At 58.8% G+C, this 23,915-nt stretch carries 22 protein-coding genes; 19 read left to right on the top strand and 3 right to left on the bottom strand.

The annotated features are described in order from the left end of the window. Nucleotides 1-137: 137 nt before the first annotated feature. Genes DES53_RS04645 through DES53_RS04635 form a run of 3 tightly spaced genes read right to left on the bottom strand, consistent with a single transcriptional unit; the run spans nt 138 to nt 3,101 of the window. Nucleotides 138-1,280, bottom strand: coding sequence for a glycosyltransferase (locus DES53_RS04645; protein WP_113957008.1), 1,143 nt, complete (start codon nt 1,278-1,280; stop codon nt 138-140). Continuing rightward, entirely contained in the window at nt 1,273-2,094 is an 822-nt protein-coding gene (locus DES53_RS04640; RefSeq protein ID WP_113957007.1) for a class I SAM-dependent methyltransferase, read from the bottom strand. The genes DES53_RS04645 and DES53_RS04640 overlap by 8 nt, the downstream gene beginning before the upstream one ends. Then, nucleotides 2,091-3,101 (bottom strand): glycosyltransferase family 2 protein, encoded by a 1,011-nt coding sequence (locus tag DES53_RS04635; protein WP_170156858.1) that lies wholly within the window; start codon nt 3,099-3,101, stop codon nt 2,091-2,093. The genes DES53_RS04640 and DES53_RS04635 overlap by 4 nt, the downstream gene beginning before the upstream one ends. A 180-nt stretch (nt 3,102-3,281) precedes the next feature. Between DES53_RS04635 and DES53_RS04630 the strand changes: the two genes are divergently transcribed. The 19 genes from DES53_RS04630 (at nt 3,282) to DES53_RS04540 (ending at nt 23,888) form a co-directional block, all read left to right on the top strand. Continuing rightward, the gene (locus tag DES53_RS04630) at nt 3,282-3,830 is read left to right on the top strand and encodes a GbsR/MarR family transcriptional regulator (protein WP_113957005.1); all 549 of its coding nucleotides are present in this window, start codon (nt 3,282-3,284) and stop codon (nt 3,828-3,830) included. 22 nt (nt 3,831-3,852) lie between these two features. After that, on the top strand, nt 3,853-5,751 hold the full coding sequence (locus DES53_RS04625; RefSeq protein WP_113957004.1) for a glycosyltransferase: 1,899 nt from the start codon (nt 3,853-3,855) through the stop codon (nt 5,749-5,751). Between the two features lie 107 nt (nt 5,752-5,858). Beyond that, on the top strand, nt 5,859-7,181 hold the full coding sequence (locus tag DES53_RS04620) for an ABC transporter ATP-binding protein (RefSeq protein WP_113957003.1): 1,323 nt from the start codon (nt 5,859-5,861) through the stop codon (nt 7,179-7,181). Between the two features lie 25 nt (nt 7,182-7,206). Next, on the top strand, nt 7,207-8,358 hold the full coding sequence (locus DES53_RS04615; RefSeq protein ID WP_113957002.1) for a polysaccharide pyruvyl transferase family protein: 1,152 nt from the start codon (nt 7,207-7,209) through the stop codon (nt 8,356-8,358). Nucleotides 8,359-8,402: 44 nt separating this feature from the next. Beyond that, on the top strand, nt 8,403-9,290 hold the full coding sequence (locus DES53_RS04610) for an ABC transporter permease (RefSeq protein WP_113957001.1): 888 nt from the start codon (nt 8,403-8,405) through the stop codon (nt 9,288-9,290). A gap of 109 nt (nt 9,291-9,399) precedes the next feature. Further along, nucleotides 9,400-10,170 (top strand): FkbM family methyltransferase, encoded by a 771-nt coding sequence (locus DES53_RS04605; protein WP_113957000.1) that lies wholly within the window; start codon nt 9,400-9,402, stop codon nt 10,168-10,170. A 21-nt stretch (nt 10,171-10,191) separates the two neighbouring features. Next, nucleotides 10,192-11,433: an ABC transporter ATP-binding protein gene (locus DES53_RS04600; RefSeq protein WP_113956999.1), complete on the top strand. Its 1,242-nt coding sequence runs from the start codon at nt 10,192-10,194 to the stop codon at nt 11,431-11,433. A gap of 17 nt (nt 11,434-11,450) precedes the next feature. Beyond that, nucleotides 11,451-12,248, top strand: coding sequence for an FkbM family methyltransferase (locus DES53_RS04595; protein ID WP_113956998.1), 798 nt, complete (start codon nt 11,451-11,453; stop codon nt 12,246-12,248). 12 nt (nt 12,249-12,260) lie between these two features. After that, on the top strand, nt 12,261-13,025 hold the full coding sequence (locus tag DES53_RS04590) for a class I SAM-dependent methyltransferase (protein ID WP_113956997.1): 765 nt from the start codon (nt 12,261-12,263) through the stop codon (nt 13,023-13,025). A 119-nt stretch (nt 13,026-13,144) separates the two neighbouring features. Next, nucleotides 13,145-15,595, top strand: coding sequence for a glycosyltransferase (locus DES53_RS04585; protein WP_113956996.1), 2,451 nt, complete (start codon nt 13,145-13,147; stop codon nt 15,593-15,595). 30 nt (nt 15,596-15,625) lie between these two features. Then, nucleotides 15,626-16,774: an acyltransferase family protein gene (locus DES53_RS04580; RefSeq protein WP_113956995.1), complete on the top strand. Its 1,149-nt coding sequence runs from the start codon at nt 15,626-15,628 to the stop codon at nt 16,772-16,774. Between the two features lie 211 nt (nt 16,775-16,985). Continuing rightward, nucleotides 16,986-17,855, top strand: coding sequence for an FkbM family methyltransferase (locus DES53_RS04575; protein ID WP_170156856.1), 870 nt, complete (start codon nt 16,986-16,988; stop codon nt 17,853-17,855). 218 nt (nt 17,856-18,073) lie between these two features. After that, complete coding sequence (locus DES53_RS32780; protein WP_170156855.1) at nt 18,074-18,751, top strand: glycosyltransferase family 9 protein; 678 nt, start codon at nt 18,074-18,076, stop codon at nt 18,749-18,751. Continuing rightward, nucleotides 18,748-19,599, top strand: coding sequence for an FkbM family methyltransferase (locus DES53_RS04565; protein WP_170156854.1), 852 nt, complete (start codon nt 18,748-18,750; stop codon nt 19,597-19,599). Before DES53_RS32780 ends, DES53_RS04565 begins: the two co-directional genes overlap by 4 nt. Before the next feature lie 50 nt (nt 19,600-19,649). Further along, entirely contained in the window at nt 19,650-20,690 is a 1,041-nt protein-coding gene (locus tag DES53_RS04560; protein ID WP_113956991.1) for a glycosyltransferase family 2 protein, read from the top strand. 40 nt (nt 20,691-20,730) lie between these two features. Continuing rightward, a complete protein-coding gene (locus DES53_RS04555) occupies nt 20,731-21,525 on the top strand; it encodes a putative nucleotide-diphospho-sugar transferase (protein WP_170156853.1) in 795 nt (264 codons plus the stop codon). A gap of 12 nt (nt 21,526-21,537) precedes the next feature. Then, entirely contained in the window at nt 21,538-22,392 is an 855-nt protein-coding gene (locus DES53_RS04550; protein ID WP_113956989.1) for a class I SAM-dependent methyltransferase, read from the top strand. Between the two features lie 64 nt (nt 22,393-22,456). Then, nucleotides 22,457-23,125 (top strand): class I SAM-dependent methyltransferase, encoded by a 669-nt coding sequence (locus tag DES53_RS04545; protein ID WP_113956988.1) that lies wholly within the window; start codon nt 22,457-22,459, stop codon nt 23,123-23,125. A 58-nt stretch (nt 23,126-23,183) separates the two neighbouring features. Then, nucleotides 23,184-23,888 carry a class I SAM-dependent methyltransferase gene (locus tag DES53_RS04540; protein WP_113956987.1) on the top strand — a complete coding sequence of 235 codons (705 nt, stop codon included), beginning with the start codon at nt 23,184-23,186 and terminating at the stop codon, nt 23,886-23,888. Nucleotides 23,889-23,915 lie beyond the last annotated feature (27 nt).

Raw genomic sequence — 23,915 nt, 5'->3', positions numbered from 1 at the left:
CTTGCCTATCACGGCAGTGGCAGCCACTTCCAGCCCTGGAGCCACTTTTGGCCTTTCCCATGCTGGTGCTGATCCACGGTAGACTCATGCAATTGTGTATGGCGAAACCTAACTCTATAACAGTTAGAAGCAATCTTTTAGCCAGGTAAAGTTTTATTTGTTTTGCCAATGGACTGACAAAACAAGTCAAAATATTTGCCCACCGTTGCATCCATGGAGAATTGGTTTTGCACATGCAGCCGCGCCGCACGACCCCGGCTCGCCAGTTCCTGCTCCGCTGCTACTGCCGCCAGCCTCAGTCCAGCTTCCAGCTTTGGAACGCTGCCCAAATCCATGATCCAACCGTGCTTCTCATCCTCAGCAATTTCCCGCACACCGCACACATCATTGGCCATCATCGGCAGCCCGCAGGACATCGCCTCCAGAACAGCATTGGGCATACCTTCGTTCGACGAGGATACCACCAGCGCGTCCATGGCCTGGTACCACGGCACCGGGTCCAGTTGGAATCCTGCCCAATGGATCCGGTCACGGAAGCGACTCGTCTCCAGCCGTGCCAACACCCGCTCCTTTTCAGGCCCTCCATCCCCCACGAGAAGCAAGTTCACGTGGGATTGGTCTTGCGCCATGCCTTCAAACGCCTCGATCAAATCCAGGTGACGCTTCCATGGACCAAACCTCGCCACCATTCCCAGCCATCGCGCTTGCGGATTGAGGTTTAACTGGCGTCTCACAGCCACCTTGTCCACCGCGGGGCAAAATCGTGCAGAATCCACTCCATTCACGATGGGAAACATCTGCCGGTGGCGAAATCCCAGAGCCTGCATCTGGTCCACCTGCTGCTGCGACACCGTGGTGACCGCCGAGGCGATGGGATACAGCATACGACGCTGCCAGCGCTTCTTCCGCGAGAGATCCGAGCCGGTCCAGATCGTGTGCTCGGAGTGAATCAGCACCGGCCTCTTTCTCATGCCGCAGGCGAGTGAAAAGAAAATGAGCCCGCCGAGGTGGTGGGTGTGCACGACATCATAGCCCCCACGACGGATGAGCTCGCGCATGCTGCTCACGGTCTTCCAGTCGAATCCATCCTTCTTCCCAATCACATGCACTTTCGTACGGGATGGCAGCCGCTCTTCAAACGGACCGCTCCGCACGAGACACACCACATCCGCAGAGACTTGCTCGGGGGCATACCGCGACAACACCTGGACGAGCACGTTCTCCATGCCGCCGGGTTGCAAACTATCCACGACCTCCAGCAGTCGCACAGGTCTAGCCATGGGCCGGTTTTCTCAAGGTGGTGATGATGTCCTCGTAAAGGCCGGCATCATGACGCACGTCGCCATCCTGCCAGCCATCCACCTGGGAAATGACCTCAAGTCCTGCTTCTGCTGCCAGCTCGCGCATTTTTGTCGTGGTCAGATTGCTTCTCCAGCCACCGAGCTCGCCACCCTTGGAGCCATGATGCAGCACCGCCTGTCCACCCGGCTTCAGCACGCGGTGGATCTCCTTCAAATAGGCAGCCACGTCTTCTGCATTGATATGCACGAAGACGTCGAAGGACCACACCACGTCAGTGGCGGCATCCTGGGCGCCTGGCAAAGAGCATCCATCCGTCACGACAAAGCTGGCATGCTTTTGATCCGCGAACTGCTTGCTGCAAAGTTCCACGCACGTGCGGGAGATATCGTAGCCGGTGTAGGTGGCGCAGCTCTTCAGAATCTCTCCCGTCCAGCGTCCGGCGCCGGGCCCTATCTCCAGCACTGCGGAACCTTTAGGGATGGCGGGGGCCAGCACGCAGCGCATGAGGCTGTCTTTCCATTCAGGGCTGGGGGTCCACTCATCGCCGCCTCCGTCCCAGTTCCAGCTCTCCCAGATGGTACGGTTCATGTCGCGGCTGTTCATGCCGGGAATGTGCTTGCCGGCGCGGAGGCGTTGCATGCCACCAAAGGCCCTGTCCGCCACCGCACTCGCTGCTCCGTATACGCCGAGCAACAAGGTCCATTGCACTCCATTCTCTTTCACGGCAAGCGTTGCCAGCTTGAGCTTTTGCCCCAGGGTCATGCGCTGCCTGTTCTGTACGAGGTCCTTCATCGTGTCTTCAAATTCATCGGCGTCCAATTGCCCGCGCTTCCTTCAGGCCTGTTCGCAGCAGGGCTCCTGCCAATGCCGATCAGCCGGCCCAGTTCCAAGAGGAGAAAGCGAATACGAAATCCAGTGGGATATCCTACATTCCCGGCAGAGGCCAGCCACCAGGCCCGGCCCATCGACCGCAAGCACTGCGAGATCGCCGTTTTTCTCTCCCCTGCCGCAAGATACATGCGTGCCGACTGGAAGAGGCACACCGCCTCCGCTTCCGCCCAAATCTGTGATGTGAGGTGGATGTCAGGATGCTGTCTGGCTTTCTCAAGAACTCGCAAAATGCAGGAGGTCTGCCGTTCCGCGTGACGCGACATATTGGATCCATGGTCACGCTTGCGATGCAGCGCACCATGCACCAACAGCACCGGTGCAGAGGTCGCGGCACGAATCCACATATCCCGATCCTCGGATGCGGCGAGCTTTGGATCAAAGCCATCCAGTCCTAGCAAAATGCGACGATCCGCCAGCACGATGGGAGCAAAACGATTGCGCAACACGAAGTCCGCGATGTCGAGCTTCTCCACACGCCCATCGAGATCGGCAGCGAGCTCCGAAGTGAAAGCACCATCCGCATCGATCATGCGGCCACGAGAGCCGATCACCGCGGGCTTCACCTCCTCCTTTTGCCAGGCCTGCACCAGCATCTGGAGGCACGAGGTCTCCAGAAGATCGTCCGCATCAAGGAAAACGACCAGGTCGTGCCTGGCGAGTTCCATGCCGGTATTGCGTGCGGCGGAGAGACCAGCATTCGCTTTCCGATGACTGGAAATAGCCGCTCCGAATCCTGCGAGCACTGCCGGACTTTCATCGGTGGAACCGTCATCAATTGCCAGCACTTCCACTGCCCCGGCATAGTCCTGAGCCAGGGCTGACTGAATCGCCTCCGCCAGGTATCTGGCGTAGTTGTAGACCGGTATCACCACGGTCACCCCGGGCAATGGACTGTCAGCCACTGGCATGAAGCCGGAACTTTTGGCCCAATGGACCAAGCGTGCAAGACGAATGATGCAACAGCTTCGAAAAACGGCGTGCATTTTGAGGCATGTTTACACGAGGGACAGACAAAAAAGTTTCTCATCGCGCTTGCGTTTCCGTCGGATCGTTTAGATTTTGCTAAACCGTTTAGAAATCGCTAAACAATGAAGTCCCCTTCTCCTGCCTCGCCTCCACTCTCGTGGGAGTCTGAGCGGCGCCACTTCATCGAGGCCGGCGGCAACAGCACGCACGCCTTCGGACTGGGCCGAATGATTGGCCGGGTATATGCCCTGCTCTACCTGACCCCTGAGCCCCTGTCCCTGGAAGAAGTGGCGGACCAATTGCAAGTCAGCAAAGCGAGCGCCAGCATCACCCTGCGCCAGCTGGAATCCTGGCAGGCCGTGCTCCCTCTTAATATAGAAGGGGATCGGCGCGACTTCTACGTGGCCCAGACCGACTTCTCAATCCTCCTGCGCAAAGGCATCATGCCCGGCGTGCGGAAGAAACTCCGCTCCGCAGGAGTGCAAATTGAGCGAACGCTCGTGACCACCACTTCCGATGCGGGCGCCACGTCCTCCAACGGCGGCGGTGCAAGCTCCAAGCTCACTCGTGAACAGATGACCGAGCTCCGGCGCCGCCTCAAGGCCGCACAGTCCTTTCACAAGCGCGTGGACAACATTCTGGGCAGCAAACTGCTGTCCCGTTTCCTCTGATTGCCCTCTCCCGCCTCACCGCATGGTGATGCAGGCTGACATCCTCTACTCACCCGTCAACGACGCCACTTCGGCGACCGGTGGCGGCAGCATGGAGACGAAAGGCGGCGACACCGCTCGCGCCAGCGTCACCGTGATCATCCCCACCTACCGGCGCCCGGACGTGCTGCCCCGCGCCATCTCCAGCGCTCAGCGACAGACACTGAAGCCCGCGCAGATTCTGGTGGTGGACGATGGCTCGGGCGACCACTCAGCTGAGGTGGCAGCCAGCTTCCCTACCGTCACGGTGCTGCAGCAGCCCAATGCGGGCGCAGCGAACGCGCGCAACCTTGGTCTTCGCTCCTGCACCAGCGACTACGTCGCCTCGCTTGACCATGATGACGCATGGGATGAAGGATTTCTCCAGGCTGCGGTCGATGCTTTGAAGGCTCATCAGGCAGACGTGGCTTGGGTGAACTTCCGTCAGAAGGGAAAGGCATCCTTCCGCAACTACCTCCGGAAGCACAGGCACCTTGCCAGGCTGCTCGGCTCCAGCGCCCATGAGGGCACGACAGTTGTGGATCATGGCACGGCCGTCGAGTTCTTCCTTTTCTCCAACGGGGCGGCGTCCAACAGCGCCCTCGTCTATCGGCGGGAGGCACTCGGCAGCGGATGGGATCCGGATACGGAAGTAGCCGATGATCTACGCTTGTTAGCACGCCTCCTCTTAAAAAAGCGTCCGAGATGCGTCTTTCTTTGGCATCCCCTGTGGACCAAACATGAAGATGACGGCGGCTTCTCATTGAGTTCCGAATCGACCGTACGCAAGTGCTTGAGGGACCATCTGGCGATAGCGCAACTGGTCGAAAGCAATCTCCCGGCTCAAGCAGCCAGACGCTGGAGCTATAAGACAGGCGATCTCCGCTACAAGCTTGCCTACCATTGCCTCTGGGACTCGAACGCCAGGACCGCCCTAGAGGAAGCTCGTGGAGCATTCCGTGAAGTCGGCGTCACAAATCACCTCCTCCAGCTTCTGGCACTCGCCTTCCTTCGAAAGAGCGCCCGCGTGCTACGTCTGCGTGGCAAGAACCGGGGAGCGTCCGCACCTCACCTCATACTGCAGCACAACGAGGAAACACTGACACCTGCTACCAGCGACAGTCCTTGGCTTAGCATCATCATTCCGGTCTTTGAGGCGGCGGCGAAACTCTCCGGCACGCTCCAGTCTATCCGGCTCCACGAAGCTCCGGGAGTGGAGATCATTATTGTGGATGGAAGCTCCTGCCCCAAAACAGCGGCCGTCGCCGGCACCTATCAAGTGGCCCACCCCAACTCCCTGCGCCTCATCGCGGAGCCGGACACGGGCATCTACGACGCGATGAACAAGGGCATCCGGCAATCCCGCGGTGATTGGCTGTACTTCTTGGGAGCCGGAGATCACCTGCTACCGGGCTCACTCATGGAGATCCAGCGACATCTGCCGCAGAACAAGCGGGCGCTGTGCTATGGCAGCGTGCTGTGGAGTGGAAAAATCTATGACGGACCTTTCACAGCCGCAAAGCTGTGTTGGTATAACATCTGTCATCAGGCCATCTTTTATAGCCGCCAGCTCTTCGAATCACTGGGGCACTATGACCTCCGCTATCCCGCCTGTGCCGATTGGGAATTCAATCTGCGTTGCTACGGCACATCAAATATCCCCAAAGTTTACATTCCCGTCACCGTGGCAGAATACGAGAGCGGCGGCAGAAGCAGCTTGGGAGATGCAGCATTCGAGCGTGACCGCTGGAAACTCGCACTCAAGCATCTCGGCGTGATCACGACGGCAAAAATGCTCGTGCGCACCGGTCGGCACAAGCTTGGCGCCGTGCTGCGCAAACTCCTTGCGCGCAATCGCGAGCATATATCTCGCGCTAGTTATCACAACTGCGCATCTATCTAAGCAAAATGCCTAGCAGCATTTATAACGCTTTTACGTATGCATTGCTGTAGCGATTGTGGCATCGCTGAGGCTGAGTGTATCGCGCACCCCATCACGGAATAGACTTCATGGCCGACGACATCGTGCTATCCGTACGCGACCTCAGCAAGAGTTACAATCTTGGGCAAATAAGCACCGGGACACTGGTGCATGACCTCAATCGTTGGATGCACCGCATGCTGGGACAGCCCGACCCTTATGAGAAGGTGGGCGTACATACGCAATCGGGAGCAGATGGCCGCTCGGGCAAAGTGCAAGCCCTGCAAGACGTGTCTTTCGATGTCGAGCGTGGTGACGTGGTCGGCATTATCGGTGGGAATGGAGCTGGAAAGAGCACCCTCTTGAAGATTCTCTCCCGCGTCACCGCCCCCAGTTCGGGGCACGCCAGTGTCAAAGGCCGCATAGCGTCCCTTCTTGAAGTCGGTACTGGGTTTCACCCGGAGCTCACTGGCGAGGAGAATATTTTCCTCAATGGCGCAATGATGGGCATGACCACCCGCCAGACACGGGGAAGACTCGACGAGATTGTTGCATTCTCCGGCATCGAGCCTTTTCTCCGCACCCCGGTAAAGCGTTATTCAAGCGGTATGTATGTGAAGCTTGCCTTCGCCGTCGCCGCCCACCTGGACGCAGATATCCTGATCGTCGACGAAGTGCTGGCAGTGGGAGATGCAGAGTTTCAGAAAAAGTGCCTTGGCAAGATGCAATCCGTTGCCGAAACAGGAAGGACTGTCCTGTTTGTAACGCACGGCATGGATTCTGTGAGGCGACTGTGCAACCGGGCCATCTGGTTTGAAAAAGGCCGCGTTCTGCAAGATTCCACGGATGCGACAGCTGTGGTGCAGGAATATCTGCGCAAAAGCATTTCCTCCACGGGAGAGACGGAGTGGCTCTCGCAGGAACCGCGGAACGAGCGGGCCTTGCTGCAACCGCGCCGTCTCGCGCTTACTTGTGACGACGGTGCCACACTGCGCCTGCCTGTGCCCAATACACAGGCGATCAATATTGAGATCGACGCCAGCTGCTGTGCTCCGGAGAACATCTCTCATCTGGGCGTGGTAGTATCCACGGAAGATGGCACGGTAGTCTTTCAATCCTTTTTTGGCGATACAGCACCGGACACCTGGCCGCGTTTGCATAATGAATTTAGGCTTATAATGCGCCTGCCGCCTCGCTATTTAAATGCGGGTCGTTATACTGTCGAGCTTGCTTCAGGCACATCGCTAGAGTGGATCCACAAGCCGGGCTTCGGTAATCCGTCCGTCAACCTGGAGATACAAGGCGGACTGAGTGACTCCCCTCGCTGGCGGGGACGCAGGCCAGGAGTGCTGGCCCCCGTGTTTCAGTGGCATAGCCAATCTCAGTACACACTCCCCCCAAACCCCAGTTGAACACCCCCTGTTCATCCATTGGCTCATGGTTCAACCACGCAAAAATGTCGTTTTCAGCACCACGCGCCAATGGAACCCTGGCGACGAGATCATCTTATTGGGTATCCTGAATCTGTTCCGCTCGATCGGTGCGGACTTCAATCCGATCATCTTCAACCGGCACCCGGACATCACACCTCCGAACGCATGGCAAAACCCGTTCCGCAAAATCAAGCAAACCACGGGAATGTTTCGCGACATGCTGGCTCCATGGCTGCGCCTCGGGCACCACGACAACTCCTGGAAGTTTGATATGGATCCGGAGCTCTGCGATCTGTTTGTGTTCGCAGGGACTCCAGAATGGTCGGGAAGGCGCCTGACAAAGATATACGACATGCTGGATCGTCACTCCATCCCTGCGGCCTACGTCGGCATTGGATGCGGCTCTGCCCGGACCATCGATTCATTGAAACCGATCTTCGCCCGCGTGGCCAGCCATGCCATTTCGATCACGGCGCGTGATTCCTTCACCCAGCAGTTGTTTTCGCCCTTTGGTTCTGTTCAGCTCCCCTGCCCCTCCCTGTTTGCCGTGAGGCCTGGAGAAGAACGCACGGTCACTGGTCTGAAACGCATCTGCCTCATTCATGCCTCGGACAGTGGTCTGAAGTGGCAGCGCATCTCCCCCGGTGCCTCCAAGTTCATCACCCACCTGTATAAGGGGCTCATTGAGGAATTCGGGCAACGTTGCGAAGTCGAGGTCGTGTGCCACTACATTGACGAACTGCCGGAAGCTCAGCGTTTGTTCCCCGGTTGCGCGATTCGCTACGACTACGACGCAGCGCGCTACCTGGACCTCTATCGCTCCTACGATCTCGTCATCGGACCCCGTGTGCACGGAATCGGCGCGGCTGCCAGCGCCGGCGTTCCCGGCATCCTGATTGCCCACGATGGCCGGGCGGACACCGCTCATGGATTCCAAGCGCACGTCCTCCGTGCCTCGGACGACCTCATCATGGTGAACGAAGCCATCGATGAGATCACTGCGACCGCCGTCTCTCTCCTCGAACGCGCCTCCAAACTGCGTCGCCACAAGGCCGACTCGTGGGTACGTTACCGGGATTTTCTTGCGCCGAAGATCGCCCCTTATTTGGGTCGCGTCAGCGCACCCTGCGCCATTCCGTCCCGTGTGGCTGCTTGATCACGTGCCGGACTCTGGCACGTTCTGTTTTTCTCCGACCCTGAATGTCCGCTCAGTCCGACACCCCTCCCTCCGTCCAGACATCCACTGAAGATTGGGATCTCGTCATCCGCCCGCGCTCGGGCTGGTTTGAACTGCACCTGGAGGACCTGTGGCGCTACCGCGACCTGGTACGGATGTTTGTGCGACGCGATTTCGTGGCCCAGTACAAGCAGACCATCCTGGGCCCGCTGTGGTTCATCATCCAGCCGCTCCTCACCACTCTCACCTTCACGGTTATTTTCAGCGGTGTGGCAAAATTATCGACGGACGGACTGCCCCCCCTCCTGTTCTATCTCGCCGGCACGACTCCGTGGAATTACTTCTCCACCTGCGTGACGAAGACCTCCACGACGTTCACGGCGAACGCCAACATCTTCGGCAAGGTCTACTTCCCCCGGCTGGTCACTCCGCTCTCCATCGTCATCTCCACTTTGATTCAATTTGGAATCCAGTTCGCGCTGCTCCTTGGCATGCTCGGCTGGTATCTGCTCCAGGGAACTCCGCTGAACCCGAACTGGCTCGCCATTGTGGGCATGACCCCCCTGCTCATTCTCCTGATGGGCAGTCTGGGCCTCGGATTCGGCATCATCGTCTCCTCGCTCACCACCAAGTACCGCGACCTTTCCTTCCTGGTGACCTTCGGAATCCAGCTCGCGATGTACGCTACACCCGTGGTGTATCCGCTTTCGACCGTGAGTGAGAAGTACCGCACGTGGCTGGAGCTGAACCCCATGACAGCCATCGTGGAAGCCTTTCGCGCCGTCTATCTTGGCGCGGGCACCTTCTCGTGGCCGGATCTCGGCTACAGCGCCATCTTCACCGTTGTTACGCTTGCTCTCGGCGTCCTGATCTTCAATCGCGTAGAGAAGACATTCATGGATACGGTGTAGCACCGCAAGTCTGCGGATTGTGCGAACTCCCCCTTCTTTCGCTTAAGGCCATCTGGTGACCGCTGTTCCACCGACCCTCAAAACCATCTTGCGTCCAGCATGGCGTGCCATGCGGCGCTTCCTGTCGGCGTTCAAAAAGCGCCAGCCGCGGCGCGTGCCATGGATTGATGATCTGAAGAGAATGGCGCGAGGCCGGGAGCTTCGCCTCCTCTTTGATGTCGGGGCCAACAATGGACTGACCACGAGCTTGTTTGTCGAGAACTTCCCTGATGCCAGCGTCTGCGCCTTCGAGCCCATTCCCGAGGTGGCCGATGTCGCCAGGACGAGGCATGCCAGCAACCCGCGCGTGAAAGTGGAATGCCTGGCACTCGACGAAGTCTCCGGCAAGCGCGTGTTCCACGTCAATTCCTTCAGCGAGACCTCATCATTTCTGCATTCCAACGAGGACCTGAAGGAGCGCGCTTACCTGAACACCTGTCGCGAAATCGAAGTGACCGTGTCATCAATGGATGACTACTGCGACACCAGGAATATCACCTCGATCGACCTTTTGAAGCTCGATGTGCAGGGGTGCGAACTGCCGGTCCTCAAGGGGAGCACGCAAATGCTGCGCAAGGTGGGCGCCGTGTTCGCTGAGGTGCTGTTCGTGAAATACTACGAAGGCCAGTGCAGCTTCTCCCAGGTGGATGATCTGCTCCGGCAGCATGGCTTCTGGCTCTACCGCTTCTATGATCCCGCCCACGCCGATGATGGCAGATTGCTGCAATCAAACGGCCTCTGGCTGAACGAAGCCTTCTTCCCCCAGACCGGTCGGCCTCTCGACGGTTGGGAGAAGCAATTGAATTCAAGAGTTTCTGGCGCCGCCCAGCCGGCCAGATAACGCCGTGTCCCCAGACAAATTGTGAGTCATCCCGTCATTCGAGTAGAGCGCCTGTCCAAGTGTTACAGGCTTGGAGAAGTCAGCACCGGCACCCTCGTGCATGATGCCAACCGCTGGTGGCACCGATTGCGGGGAAAGCCTGATCCCTATGCCAAAATCGGCGCCAACAACAAACCCACCGTCACGGACACCGATCTCTGGGCGCTGGATGATGTGAACTTCGAGGTGAATCAGGGCGAGATCGTTGGCATCCTGGGGCGCAACGGAGCAGGCAAAAGCACCTTGCTCAAGATTCTCTCACGCATCACCACCCCGACCCACGGAGTCGCCAAAGTCAGGGGCCGGCTGGCAAGCCTGCTGGAAGTCGGCACTGGCTTTCACCCTGAACTTACGGGAAGGGAGAACATCTTCTTGAATGGCGCCATTCTCGGCATGTCGCACGCCGAGGTGGCGGCGAAGTTCGATGAGATTGCCGCCTTTGCCGGTGTGGAGCAGTTTCTCGGTACGCCGGTCAAGCGCTACAGCTCTGGCATGTATGTGCGGCTGGCATTCTCCGTGGCCGCCCACCTGGAGCCAGACGTACTCGTGGTGGATGAAGTGCTGGCTGTCGGTGATGCGGACTTCCAGAAGCGATGCATCGATCGCATGGACGCCGTGGCAAAGACAGGACGCACGGTGCTCTTCGTAAGCCACAATCTCGGAGCCGTGGAGGCCCTGTGCAATACGGTCATCCGCTTGTCCGGCGGAAAGCTGGCCGCCCACAGTCATGATGTCGCAGGTGAGATTGCGCGCTATCTTGCGGCCACGGACAGGGACAGCGGTACAGACCTTCCCCTGGCGCTCTCCCACGAGATCACGCTTGAGAAGTTTGAGGCCTCACCCAGCCAGGTCCGCCAGGGGAAACCGGTGAGGATTGATGTCACCCTGAACTCCAACCGCGCCACCCGGCTCACGGACTGCGCCCTCATCATACTGGATCTCAAAGGCACACGCATCGCCGTGGTGGATCCTCGCATGGACGGCTCCGTGCCCGTGAAGCTATCCGAGGGCAAGTTCCACCTCTCCTTCGATATCAAGTCCGTGCCTTTTGTGCCTGGCACCTACAAGATTGGAATCTATGTCGTGGCAGACATGACCCGCCACAGCACCATGAATCTGGTGGAAGTCACCGTGCTCGAAGACTCCGTCAGCAACTTCGTCCCCTACCCCGTGGAACACCGCGGCCTCGTGAATCTGGACTTCGAAGTCCATCAGGGCTTGTAGCCCGCTTCCATCGACTCATGCAACGAATCAAGGACCACATCGCCCATCTGCGCCTTCGTGCGAAAGGATACTTCCCCTACTTTGGAGCGAAGATCTTCAGCCCACCCAACAGCATCCTCTTCCAGCGCGTGCGGAGGGAGGGTGTGTTTGAGCGCGTCGTCTCCCAGCGCATGCAGCACCTGGCGAGGCCGGACACCTGGTTCTTTGACGTGGGGGCAAACTTGGGACTGATGTCCGTGCCCGTTCTGGCAAACAATCCAAGAGTGAAGGCCGTTTCCATCGAGCCCTCGCCCAACTCATTCCCCTACCTGAGCAAAACCCGGGAGGCCTCGGCTTTCCGGGACAGATGGAATGTGGTGTCGAAAGCTGTGAGCAATACGAAGGGTGTCGTGGATTTCGTCCTCGCCGATTCTGGCAACAGCGCCTTCGAAGGCATGAAGAACACTGGCCGGGTGGACATGACCCGCACCATCTCAGTTGAAACCATCCCGCTCGACGACATCTGGGTGGAGTTTGGACGTCCTGAGGTTTCCCTGATCAAGATCGATGTGGAGGGTGCCGAATGTCTGGTGCTGCAAGGAGCGGAAGCACTGCTGAAGCAATGCCGCCCCATGATCATTCTTGAATGGACGCCGGCAAACCTGGGCGCCTATGGATTGGCCGTTGAGGATCTCCTGACGTTTGCCACCGAGCGCGGGTACCGCCTGTTCGACCTCGAAAACATCTTGCCCATTCCGGACGCGGCACACCTGCGCCTGCTCTGCCAGGTGAGGCAGGAGAACTTCCTCCTTGTACCGCTCGATCGCGCACTCTGATCCGCCCCGCCCATGAAATCCCTCCTCGTAAAAGCAGCGAAGCGGCTGGCTCCCAAGTTCGGCCTGCAGGCCACGGAAGCCTCCGATCCCAGGAACTATTTCCACGCGTTTTTCTATCTGCGTCATACCGGCTGCCGTCTTGAGCATCTTGCGAGTCTACGGCTTCCCGTCCGGGGACAGCGTGTACTGGAAGTGGGCGCGGGCATCGGCGACCACTCGCGCTACTACCGTGATCGCGACTGCCAGATTACGATCACTGAGCCGCGTGAGGACAACCTTGCGGTCCTTCGTCGCCGGTTTCCTGACGCAGACATTCGCAAGCACGATCTAGAAGCTCCCGGTCCGGAACTGGACAACGAGAAATTCGACATCACCCACTGCTACGGAACCTTGTATCACCTGGGGAATCCCGCTGCCACACTTGAGTACCTGGCAAAGTTGACCCGGGGCATGCTCCTTCTTGAGACCTGCGTTTCTTTTGGCGACGGTCTGGAGATCAACATTGTTCCCGAAAAACGTGAAGACCCCACGCAGGCCACGTCAGGCTCCGGCTGCAGGCCCACACGACGCTGGCTCTTCGAGCAACTGAAACAGTCCTTCCCTCATGTGTACGTGCCGGTGACGCAGCCAAATCATCCGGAGTTCCCCACCGACTGGACCCAACCAGACCAGCATGCGGCACCGCTCAGCCGCGCCATCTTCATCGCATCAAGAACTCCGCTGACGAATGACCAGCTGGTGACCGGTCTGCCTTCCGTTCAGGAGCGCCATCCTTGAGCACCATCTTGAAACCAGACACCATGGCATCGTTCCGAGGCGTGATATCTCGCCACCTCTTCACCAGATCGGCTGAACACGGCCATGACAACATCCGTCCTGCCGACCTGTAAGTGGCCATGGTCGAGTCTCTCCTAATGCCGGCACTCAACACATCTTCGGCCCCAAGCCCGAAGCATCCTTCGACCACGCTGCGGGTCTCCATCCTGCTTCCGACGCGCAATGCGCGAGACTTTCTGAGCGAGCGGATGGAGAGCATCATCCGGCAGTCCGTTGCGGATTGGGAATTGATTGCCTGCGACAGCCATTCGGACGATGGAACTTGGGAGTATCTCGAAACCTTCACAAGCGATCCTCGCGTCCACCTCCACCGGGTCCCTATGGAAGGTTTGTACGCGGGCTGGAATGAATGCCTGAGGCGAGCCTCGGGCGACTACATCTACATCGCGACGGCTGACGATACGATGAATGAGGACTGCCTGGAGAAACTCTCCCGTGCCCTGGACGAGACTCCTGATGCCGACCTCGCGCTCTGCCCGGTCGACTGGATCGACGAAGAAGGCCATCCCATTCCCGGCAGCCAGAGGGAGATCCACCGGTTTCTTGATTCTCACCTGAGTCCGGGCAGGACTCGGATTTCGAAGGAGTCGATGTTCCTCATGCTGGCCAGCTTTTCCTGGGGCGTGGGAAGCGTTACCGGGTTGTTGTTTCGCCGGGGGCTATTGAAACGCACCGGACTGTTTCCCACGGACCTTTCGTTCCTCGGAGATGCCGAGTGGTCTTTGAGGGCGAGCCTTGCCACGGATTTCATCTGGGTCGCAGACACCGGAGCCACGTGGCGCGTGCACTCCACCCAGGCGTCCAAGAGATTCTCCCTCCGGGATGCATGGCACTTCAGACAGGCTCTGCGGCGAGTCCTGGATGACCCCACCTCTCCCATTCCTGACCGTTGGAAGGAAGTGCCAGGCTGGCGGAAGCAGTTGCTGCGTCCGCGCACGCTACAGGCGGAAATGACCACCAACTTGACCCTGGCGAATATCGTCAATCATCGATCAAGGTCTCTCGGGTGGTGCATCGAAGCCTGGAAGGTGTCCCCCACCATCCTGCTGCGTCGCATTGCCTCTGGATTCAGCATCGGTTCAGACTGGTCGCGCTCAGCCACATCCATCTTCAGCGAATGGCTGACCACGTTCAATCCTCCCTGGCCTCCGGCACACCTGCAACCGGAAGGGACCCCAACGAGTGCTGCCTACAGGACGGGCGACCACCCTGCGAAACTGGAAGCGGTCCATGCACCGGCAACCAGCAACGCCGCGGACAAAGTCACCCCTCCGGAGTCCCGGGCATGCAACGCTCCTCATTTGCTGATGGTGTGCACTGACTTCCAGGAGGGTGGTGGTGGGCACTTGTGTCTGCTGCGCCACGCCAGACGTTTGAATGCATCTGGCATTCCCACGAGCCTCCTGGCGCAGGAACTGCAGCCTCTGCGTGTGAAGCACACATTCATTGGGGCATCTGACTTCGACTCCGTGCACCTCATCCCGCGCGGCAGGTGGTTCTGGCCTCCGCTGATCTACCGGCTCTCGTGGACCATCGCACTCAGGAGATTTCTGGTGATCCTTGAAGGGGTAATCAAAATCCTCTGTGTGAGACCAGATGGCATCCTCATGGTCTTCAATGGGAGCCGGCTCTCGCACTGGTCCTGGGTGGCGAACAAGCTGCGCATTCCCATGGGGGTCATCGTCTACGACCTGCGTGAATTATGGGCGGACACGCCCAAGGAACGGCGGCGCATGCATGCGGACACCCGCGGCACATTGAAGCGCGCCTCCATACTCTGGTTCGTTTCCGAAGAACTTCGGGCGGAATACCTGAGACGCGTTCCCGAGCTGGATCCCGCTCTCTGCCACATCCTGCCTCCCATTCCGGGCCGCATTGAGGTGCCTACGCCGGGGTGGCGGCAGGAATTCACCGACTGCACCACCATCACTTTTGCCGGTGGCCTGAAGTCCTCCAACCACGATGTCTTCCGCGCGCTGATGTCTGAAATGCGCACCTCAGCGGGGCGGCTGGTAATCATCACCCAGGAGAAACGTCTGGCATCGCTCAGGCAGGAATTGCAGGACTATCATGATGTGTTGGAACTGCGCGCCATCCCCCAAAATCCTCCGGATGGCATCAAGTGGGCCGCGGCCAATTCCACCTGCCTCCTGGTGCATTACAGCTTTGACACCAGTGCGGAAGAGCTTTCCCTGACCAGCTTCCCCAGCAAACTTCTGGAGTACTCCCACCTGGGTTTACCCATCCTCATTGCCGCACCTGCGAATACCACCGTGGGTAAATGGGCGAAAAAAGTGAACTGGCCTTTGTGGCTTGATTCTCTGGAGTCTGCCCGGATCCAGGAGGCACTTGAGCGCCTCAAACATGAGGATTTCTGGCACTTCTGCGTCAGCAAAAGCCGGCAGTACGCCGAAGGGGATTTCTGTCCGGACGTGATCCATGAGAACTTCACGACGGAAGTCGGTGAAATGCTTGGAAGACCAGCAAGCTCACTCGGGCGGGAAGCCTGAGTCCACCAGGAAAAATACAATCCAGTAGAGATGGGTCATTTCCGATTGCTGCTCGCGCTCCTGGTGGTCGTGGCTCATACAGTGCCACCCAAAGGCCTCACTGTGATTCATGGCGAAGTGGCCGTGAGACTCTTCTTCGCGGTGTCAGGCTTCTACATGGCCATGATCCTCGCGGAGAAATATCGAGAGGGACTTCCCGGTCGCCTGTGGCTTTTCTATTCCAACCGCGCGCTCCGCATCTTTCCTCTGCTCTGGGTGGCACTCCTTGTGGAAGTGGTGCTTGGTTTCATCCTGCTCAGCTCGGATTCCCTTCCCAGCGGGCATTGGCTGGCCGATCTCCGCCGGCTTTCGCAGGAGGGACATTGGGGTCTGCTGAGTGCCTATGCCGGCACGCAGCTTTCCGGATTTGGCGTGGACAGCTTCTTTCTATTCTCCCTGTCTCCTGACCTCGTCCCCTCGCTCTATACTGGGAAGGTTGAGGGATTCATCCGCGGATGGAGACCTCTTCCCCTGGCCCACGCATGGAGCATCTCGTGCGAATTGTGTTTCTATCTCGCCGCACCGCTTCTGACCCGCCTGCGCACCTGGGGTCTTGCCCTCGTGCTGCTCGGGAGCATGCTGCTCGTCGTGGCATTGCCAAAGCTGACGTCTCCTTCCTTCGCCACCGTTGCAGGCAGTTTCTGGTTTCCGATGCAGTTTGGGTATTTCGTGTTGGGAATCCTCTCCTACCGGCTGTACCGTGGGGTGCAGAACTTCAGCCCCTCGGCAGGATGGACGTTCGTGCAGATTGGGATCGTTACCGCGTTGGGACTGTCCATCGCATTCTATACCCTGATTGCCTCCGTGAGCCATACCCTGAGCCAGGTGTTGCTCTATGGGCTTGCAGCGCTTGCCATTCCCTCCCTGTTCCAGTGGAGTGCCCGTTCAAAGTGGGACCGCGCTGTGGGCGAGTTGTCGTACCCGGTATATTTGCTGCACATTACAGTCAAAACGGCACTCCTCGCCCCCTGGACCAAGTCACTCTTCGGCACCTCTATTCAGAACTCCTTTGTTTTCATGTTGACCACGATGGCCATTTCATGCGGAATGAGCTGGCTCGTGCTGCGCCTCATTGATCTCCCAATCAATCAATGGCGGCAATCACGAGTGCTCGATGCCCACCCCCGGCGTAGTGGCTAGGAATCCATCCCCATAGTCCCGCGACCACTTGCACCAACACACCACATCCCAGCAACGGCTGCTGTCGAATTCGGTCAGGCTTTGCTTTCGCTCCAAACGGCTGCCCGCTCTGGCCAAGTTTTATCAATACGTCTACCACCACGGACGGCGTTCCCACCTCGGTATCGCGCAAAGTTTTGCGCTGCGGCGGATTTACTCCGCAGTCCTGGCTTTGCATCGCCGCCCGGCGCTGGGGTTGTTCGACTACCTTCCCGGTGGCAAGCCGATCGAAATCCAGTTCGATGCGAGGAACACCCAGTTCCACGCGGTCTACCTTCCAAAATTCGCCGAGGGATACGAACCTGAGACCTCCGTATTGCTGGACGCCTTTCTCCGTGAGTCCGGTGTGTTCTGGGACATCGGCAGCAACTGGGGATACTTCCCCCTCTATGCCTGCGCGCGCCCGGAGTTCACCGGGGAAATTCATGCGTTTGAGCCCACACCTTCATCGTTTCGTGATCTCGCATCCGTTGTGAAGCAGGCAGGTTTGAGCGAGCGCGTGCACTGTCACCAACTGGCTCTCGGTGATGTGAATGGAACATCCTGCATGGCGGTTCCGGACGGTGTCCACAGTGGTCTCGCATCTCTCGATGCAAACGCTTCCGGTGAACGGGTGAAGGTGATGACGGCAGACTCGATGGACCTTCCGGATCCCTCCGTCATCAAGCTGGACGTGGAAGGTCATGAAGCGGCCGTGCTGAGGGGAGCACAAAAGGTGCTCAATCGTGCGAAGCCTGTAATCATCATGGAGAACTGGGCAGCGGATTCGGTGAGCAGCCTGGAACCCCTGCGCCTGTTGGAGTCCCTGGGTTATCACCTTTACCAGCCGGCGTGGGCCTTTGAGCAAAACGGGGTCAGATGCCTGATGCAGACTTCCAAGCTCCCCCGGGACCACCGGAGGCTGGGACTAGCCCTTGTGCCCATGCCATCCGAGGAACGGAACCTGCGACGCGAGTACGCCAATCTGCTGGCCCTTCCGGCTTCACACGAGTCCGCCACATCGCGGGGCGGCCTGCTGCCAGAAGAGCAATTCGTCGGATGACCCTTCTTTCGAAGTTCCGGGCTCTCGCCCGTCGGCGCCGTACTGAACTGAGTTGGGCGCTTCGGCTGAAGATGCCCCCTTGGCGGCGCCGCTCTCTGGATGTCTGGTCTGTGGCCGGTGGTCTGGGGGACGAGTTGATGGCTCTTTCCGTGGTGCAAGCCGCGTCCCAAAAGGCACCCTCGTGCAAGCTCACCTTCCATGCGAGGCACATGTCCCTCATGCCTGCGTCGACCGACGGCCTGCTTATTGTCCCCTATCAGCAGGAAACCATTCCGGCGGGAAGCATTGGGTTGATGTATCTCCAGCGCCACCGGCTTGCGATCGTCGAGCAGATGGCTTTGCAAATGGGCCTGCGCCTGAGCGAGCATACCACCTCCCTCCCCCGCAGGCCACCAGAGGAACTCCCCTCGTCCTTTCCCAAAGACGCCCCGGCAGTGGTGATGCAAACGGTGGCCAGTGCATGGACTCCGAACAAGCAGTGGCCCAAAGAGTACTGGCAGCAAATGATTGAACTGTTGGCTCCCGATATCGCTGTCTTGGAGGTCGGCACGGAGAGTGTGTTTGATCAGCCGCCGGCGCATCCCCGCTTTCGCTCGCTGGTGGGTCGTACGACCATGCCCCAGTTCGCCGCGTGCATCCAGGAGGCGGCAGTGTTTGTGGGGCCTCCGTCCGGAGGCATGCATGTCGCCCACGCCTATCAGGTGCCGTCAGTCGTCGTCATTGGCGGTTACGAAGGCACCTACCCCTATCCGCTTGCCCGGCAGTTCTACTCCCCCGTTCCATGCGCCCCGTGCTGGCTGCGCACTGACTGCCCGTATGACAAAAAATGCCTTCGGCAAATCACCCCGGCCATGGTACGGGACGCCATCAAGAAGACTCTGGACGCCATCTCATGATTCGGTACCTGCGACAACCCATTGAACTCAAACGCGCTCTCCAGGCGATTTGGGCATTTCCATTCCCCAAGGATCTTCGCCGCCGACTGTGCCGGGAATATGTGAATCTGTTTGTCCTGGGTCGTGTCGACAAGACTCGCAAGACGGCAAGCCTCGCCGGCATGGAGATGAGCTACTGCAGCCTGGAAACGCTGAAATATCTCTTCTACGAGATCTTCATGCGCCAGAGCTACTACTTCAAGGCGCACCGCGAAGATCCTGTGATCCTCGACTGCGGCAGCAACATCGGGATGGCACTCGTCTATTTCAAATGCCTCTATCCCAAGGCGCGCATCACCGCCTTCGAGCCCCAGCCTTCCGCCTTCCAGTGCCTGGAGGAAACCATCCGGCGCAACAACCTCGCGGATGTCACCGCACATGCCAAGGCTCTAGCCAATGAGACAGGAGAAATTGCCTTCTACACCAAGGACGAGAGCCCCGGCTCCCTGCTCGCCAGCCGCATGAAGGAGCGAACCTCCGAGCGCTGCCAGATGGTGCCGGCCGCAAAACTCTCCGACCACATGAGTGGCCCGGTCGATTTCCTGAAGCTCGACATTGAAGGCGGTGAGCAGGACGTGCTGGTGGATCTGGTAGAGTCTGGGAAGATCCAACTCATCGAGCAGATGGTGATCGAGTACCACCATCACATTGTTCCGGAACAGGATACCATGACGGCCTTCTTGGGGATGCTGGAGTCGGCCGGATTTGGCTATCAAATCGAGGGCAAGCTGCAGCGCCCCTTCCGCCGCGGCCATTTTCAGGACGTTTGCATCTACGCCTATCGGAAATCCGCCACGCGTGCGGCTTGAGAGAGAGCATGCGCTTCCGCCCGACTCCTGCGTCCTCCTGACCCATTGCCATGTCCCGGCCCAAGGTAGAAGTGCGCATCATCACCTACAAGCGCCCCGCGCTGCTGCGCCGGGCGCTGGCAGGACTCTACAGCCAGACGTACACCGACTGGCGGGCCGTGGTGTATGACGACTCACCGGATCAAGAGTCCCTTGCCATCGTCAACGAGCTTGGTGATGCCCGTATCGAGTGCCGACCGAACGCAAAGAACCTGGGAGCCGCGCTGAACCTTTGCAAGGCGTTCGCGCCTGAGCCGGTGTTCGACGACACGGAATTCGCCTGTGTGCTCGAAGATGACAATCTCTTCCAACCGACACTGCTCGAAGAAAACGTGAAGAGTCTGCAGGCCAACAAAGAACCGGTATTGGCGCGAAACTTCCTCATGGTGGACATCGAGGAAGATGGTTCCTTCACGTCCAATCCGGATGAACCCATGCGCTCCCTTTACGGCAGTGAGTCGCGCGTCATCACATATCGCGACCGTGTACTGGAGGCATTCTTCACCTACACCATTGGAAACCTGAGCTATTTCTGGCGTCTGCACCGCGGGGTCAACCTCTCCGCGCTCGAACCCTACAACGCCTCACTCTCCGAGCCACGACGTGCCGTCAGTTTTCAGGATGACTGCCGGTATGAGCCAGAGCCGCTTGCGGTGTTTGGGCGCTTCGTTTGCAAGAAGCAGAGTCCCCGCAGTGGATCGGCGGGTGGGGTTTTGCGCCATCGCCTCGCCCATCTCAGCGAAGTTTATTTCACCCGGGATCAGGTAAGACGGTGGACTCGTGACGTGCGCGAATCCATGGACGCAGTGCTCAAGCAGGCTCGTGAGCGGTCTGAAGGCGCCACGGCCATCTTCCACCTTGCCGAAGCCGGAGTGCCGGCCGCCATCCTTGCGCTCCGCAGTGGCAGGCAGTGGCTCAACCTGCTGAAGACGATCCCCTTGCGCATCACCTACTCTCCACAATACAAGCAGGGATTCCATGCGCTGGTACAGGAAACGGAGCGCTCATCCGCTTCCGCTTCTCAGAAACCGGACCTCGCCAGATCCAAGTGAACGTACCCGCCTGAATCCAAGTGAAGGGCTTCAGAAATACATGACAAAGACTCGAGGCATCATCTACGTGGCTACAGGACCCAAGTACCTGGCTGAGGCAGTGATCTCGGCAAAGTCCGTGCAGGCAGTAATGCCGGGCTTTCCCATGACACTCTTTACGGATCAAACACCGCCACCGGGACTCTTTGAGCAGGTCATTCCGGTTGAGGGTGGCAACATGGGGCGCCCCGGAAAGATCCGCTCCATGGCAGCGACTCCATACGACGAGACGTTGTTCCTCGACTCAGATACCTGGATGTGCCAGCCCTGCGAGGATATCTTCCTGCCGCTTGAGAAGTACGATCTCGCCATCGCTCATGAGGTGTATCGCAATGAGTATGCCTTCGAGGAATTTCCGGATTCGTTCCCCGCGTTGAACACCGGGGTGGTGGTGTATCGGCGGGAACCGCGGACCATTGCCTTCTTCAAAGCCTGGGAGGAAAACTACCTGAACGTCTTCCAGCACAAGCGGCCGGCTGACCAGCCCGCCTTCCGCCACACTCTGTTTCACTCGGATCTGCGCCACTACATCCTGCCGGCGGAATTCAATTTCCGCACCAACTATCCCGTGGTGCTCGGCGGCTTTGCTCGCGCCAAGATCATTCATGATCGCAATCCCTTCGTCGAAGAATACGCGGCTCTGCTGGGTCATGACACGGGGCATCCGCCCGTGTACTTCGGGCCAGTCAACATGCGCCTGTTTCTTCGTTGGTGCTGGTTCCGAAGCCGAACCCTCTACAAGCGCGCGCGGGCTGCTGGTCCTCGCGGCATTTTGAAGCGGCTGACCCGCCGCTGACTAATTCTTCACATGTCCGCTTCCTCGACCTGGCGCAAAAAGATCACGCAAACCTGTCGTGGTGCAGCCAAAGCTGCATTCCCGAAGGTGTATCAGTTCCTGAGTTCCTATCGCTTCCGTCAGCATTGCAAGAAGAGGTACGGGAAGTTTCAAAACCAGGTGCGCCCCCTATTGTACGGGGGCGCGCCTCCCACGGTTCTCTCCGGCCCCTTCCAAGGTCTGCCTTATCTGGACGAAGTGGGCCTGTGGGGGCCCATTCTTCCTAAGTGGATCGGCAGCTACGAAGATGAACTGCATCCGTTTCTGGAAAGGCTTTTCCAATCACCACCCAGTGTCATCGTGGATGTGGGGGCAGCCGAAGGGTACTACGCCGTGCTGCTGGCGGCCCGCCTCCCTGACACTGTCGTGCATGCGTTCGACATCGACCCCTTCGCCCGACGCGCGCAGGCACGGCTCGCGCGGCTCAATCAGATTTCAAATCTTCGCATCAACCTGCTGTGCACCTTCGAAGAACTAGGGAAGCTTCTTGGCCCTGCCAAAAGCAAGGGGCTGCTCTTTTGTGACATCGAAGGCGGGGAAACTTTTTTGATCGACCCCATGAAATGCCCGGCGCTTCGCGACTCCGTCATCGTGGTGGAACTGCACGAGACCAAGGACTCTCCCGGAGAATCCACACGCAATCTCCTGCAGAGCCGTTTTCAGGACTCGCACGACATTGAGTACGTGTCCCATGCTCCCAAGAGCATTCCCCACTATCTTGAGATAACTCGCAACGTCCTGTCGCCTGCGGATTTGTCGACCGCCCTGAACGAAGTACGCGGGGCCTCGCGTGGGTATCTGATCATGCATCCCCGGCAAAGCGCATGAGGCCGGCACCTCAGAGCCCCTGGCTACGGCAGCGCGTGCAGTCACTCTTTGAAACAGTCGATTGATGGCAACCTTCATCTCCAAACTCCAAACCCTGGTTGAACGCCGGGCTCCCAGGCTCGCGGTCCTCTGGCGTTGCCGCCATCTCATCCGGCACTCCAGCTCTTACCTTCTGCAGACAGGTTACCTGAGATCGTTGGAAAAAAATCTTCCTGTCGATGCCCAGGGAAAACCTCTCGCCTATCTCAACTACCCCATTCTGGCACTGCTGGAAGAGAGATTGAAACCCGACCACCGTGTGCTGGAGTTCGGCAGCGGCTTTTCCACGGTTTTCTGGAGCTCACGCGTGAAGGAGGTGGTCGCCGTGGAGCACGAAGAGCAATGGCTCCAGCGTGTGAAGGAGATGATTCCCGCATCTTCAAACGTCCGCATCCTCCTCGTGCCTCTCGGGGACAACTACCCCCGCGCCGCATCGCAGGCTGTGGGCGAGTTTCAGATCATTCTCATTGATGGCAGGATGCGTGTCGATTGTGCACGCCATTGCCTTCCGCGCCTGGCTTCCGATGGTGTGATTCTCTGGGATGACTCCTCAAGGCCCCGCTATCAGGAAGGCATCGCGGAACTGGAACAAAAAGGCTTCCGGAAGCTTCGACTCCAAGGCCTCAAGCCTGCGGGGCTTGGAGTCGACGAGACCACGATTTTTTATCGAGATGGCAATTGCCTCGGTCTGTGATGCCATTCCTGCGCGCAGCAGACCTCACCCTCCTTCTTTCTACATCAGCTAATCTGTCATGAACCGTCTCATTCCCATTCCGGAATCGCCTTCTCTCTGGCGGAATCGCTCGCGCTGGAACGTCGCAAGATTCTGGAACTGGACGGTTCGGAGGAGACTCCATGAATTCACTTCACGGAAGACCCACCGTTCGCTGGTACCAGTCTTTACGGGGGCCGGAGCCCGCGTGACACAGGAAGCCGGCACAGGATTGCCTCACACCGCAGTGACTCAGGGTCAGCTTGAGGTGCTGCTCGCAGCAGTGGCCGAATCTGAAACCATGGACAGCCCCATCGTGGAAATCGGCAGCTTCCGCGGCGTCACAACCCGTGCTTTGGCTGCGGCCACCAAGCGGACAGTGGTCGCCGTCGACCCCTATCTTGGAGAGGGTGGTCATGAGAAGGATCTCGCCCTCTTCCGCGAGCACACCGATGGCATGACCAATATTCGACACGTCAGGGACGTCTCGGATGCCGCTTTCACCTCATGGAGCGGAGAGGCCATCAGCATGGTGTTCATTGATGCCATCCATGAGTATCTCCATGCGTGGTATGACTTCGCAGCATGGGGCAGCCTGGTGGCGCCCTCGGGTTTTGTCGCCTTCCACGATGTCGACGCATTTCCCGGAGTGAATCGTGTCTGCCAGCGGGTGCTCAAGGAGTGCCCCCAGTGGAAGCCGTGGGCCTATGCTCCGAATATCGCCATCTTCCAGCGTCGCGATTGACCTCCTGCAACGATGTCCATGAGACAC

Origin of the sequence: Roseimicrobium gellanilyticum (genome assembly GCF_003315205.1) — a bacterium.
GTDB lineage: Bacteria > Verrucomicrobiota > Verrucomicrobiia > Verrucomicrobiales > Verrucomicrobiaceae > Roseimicrobium > Roseimicrobium gellanilyticum.
This window is presented reverse-complemented; position numbering and strand designations above follow the sequence as displayed.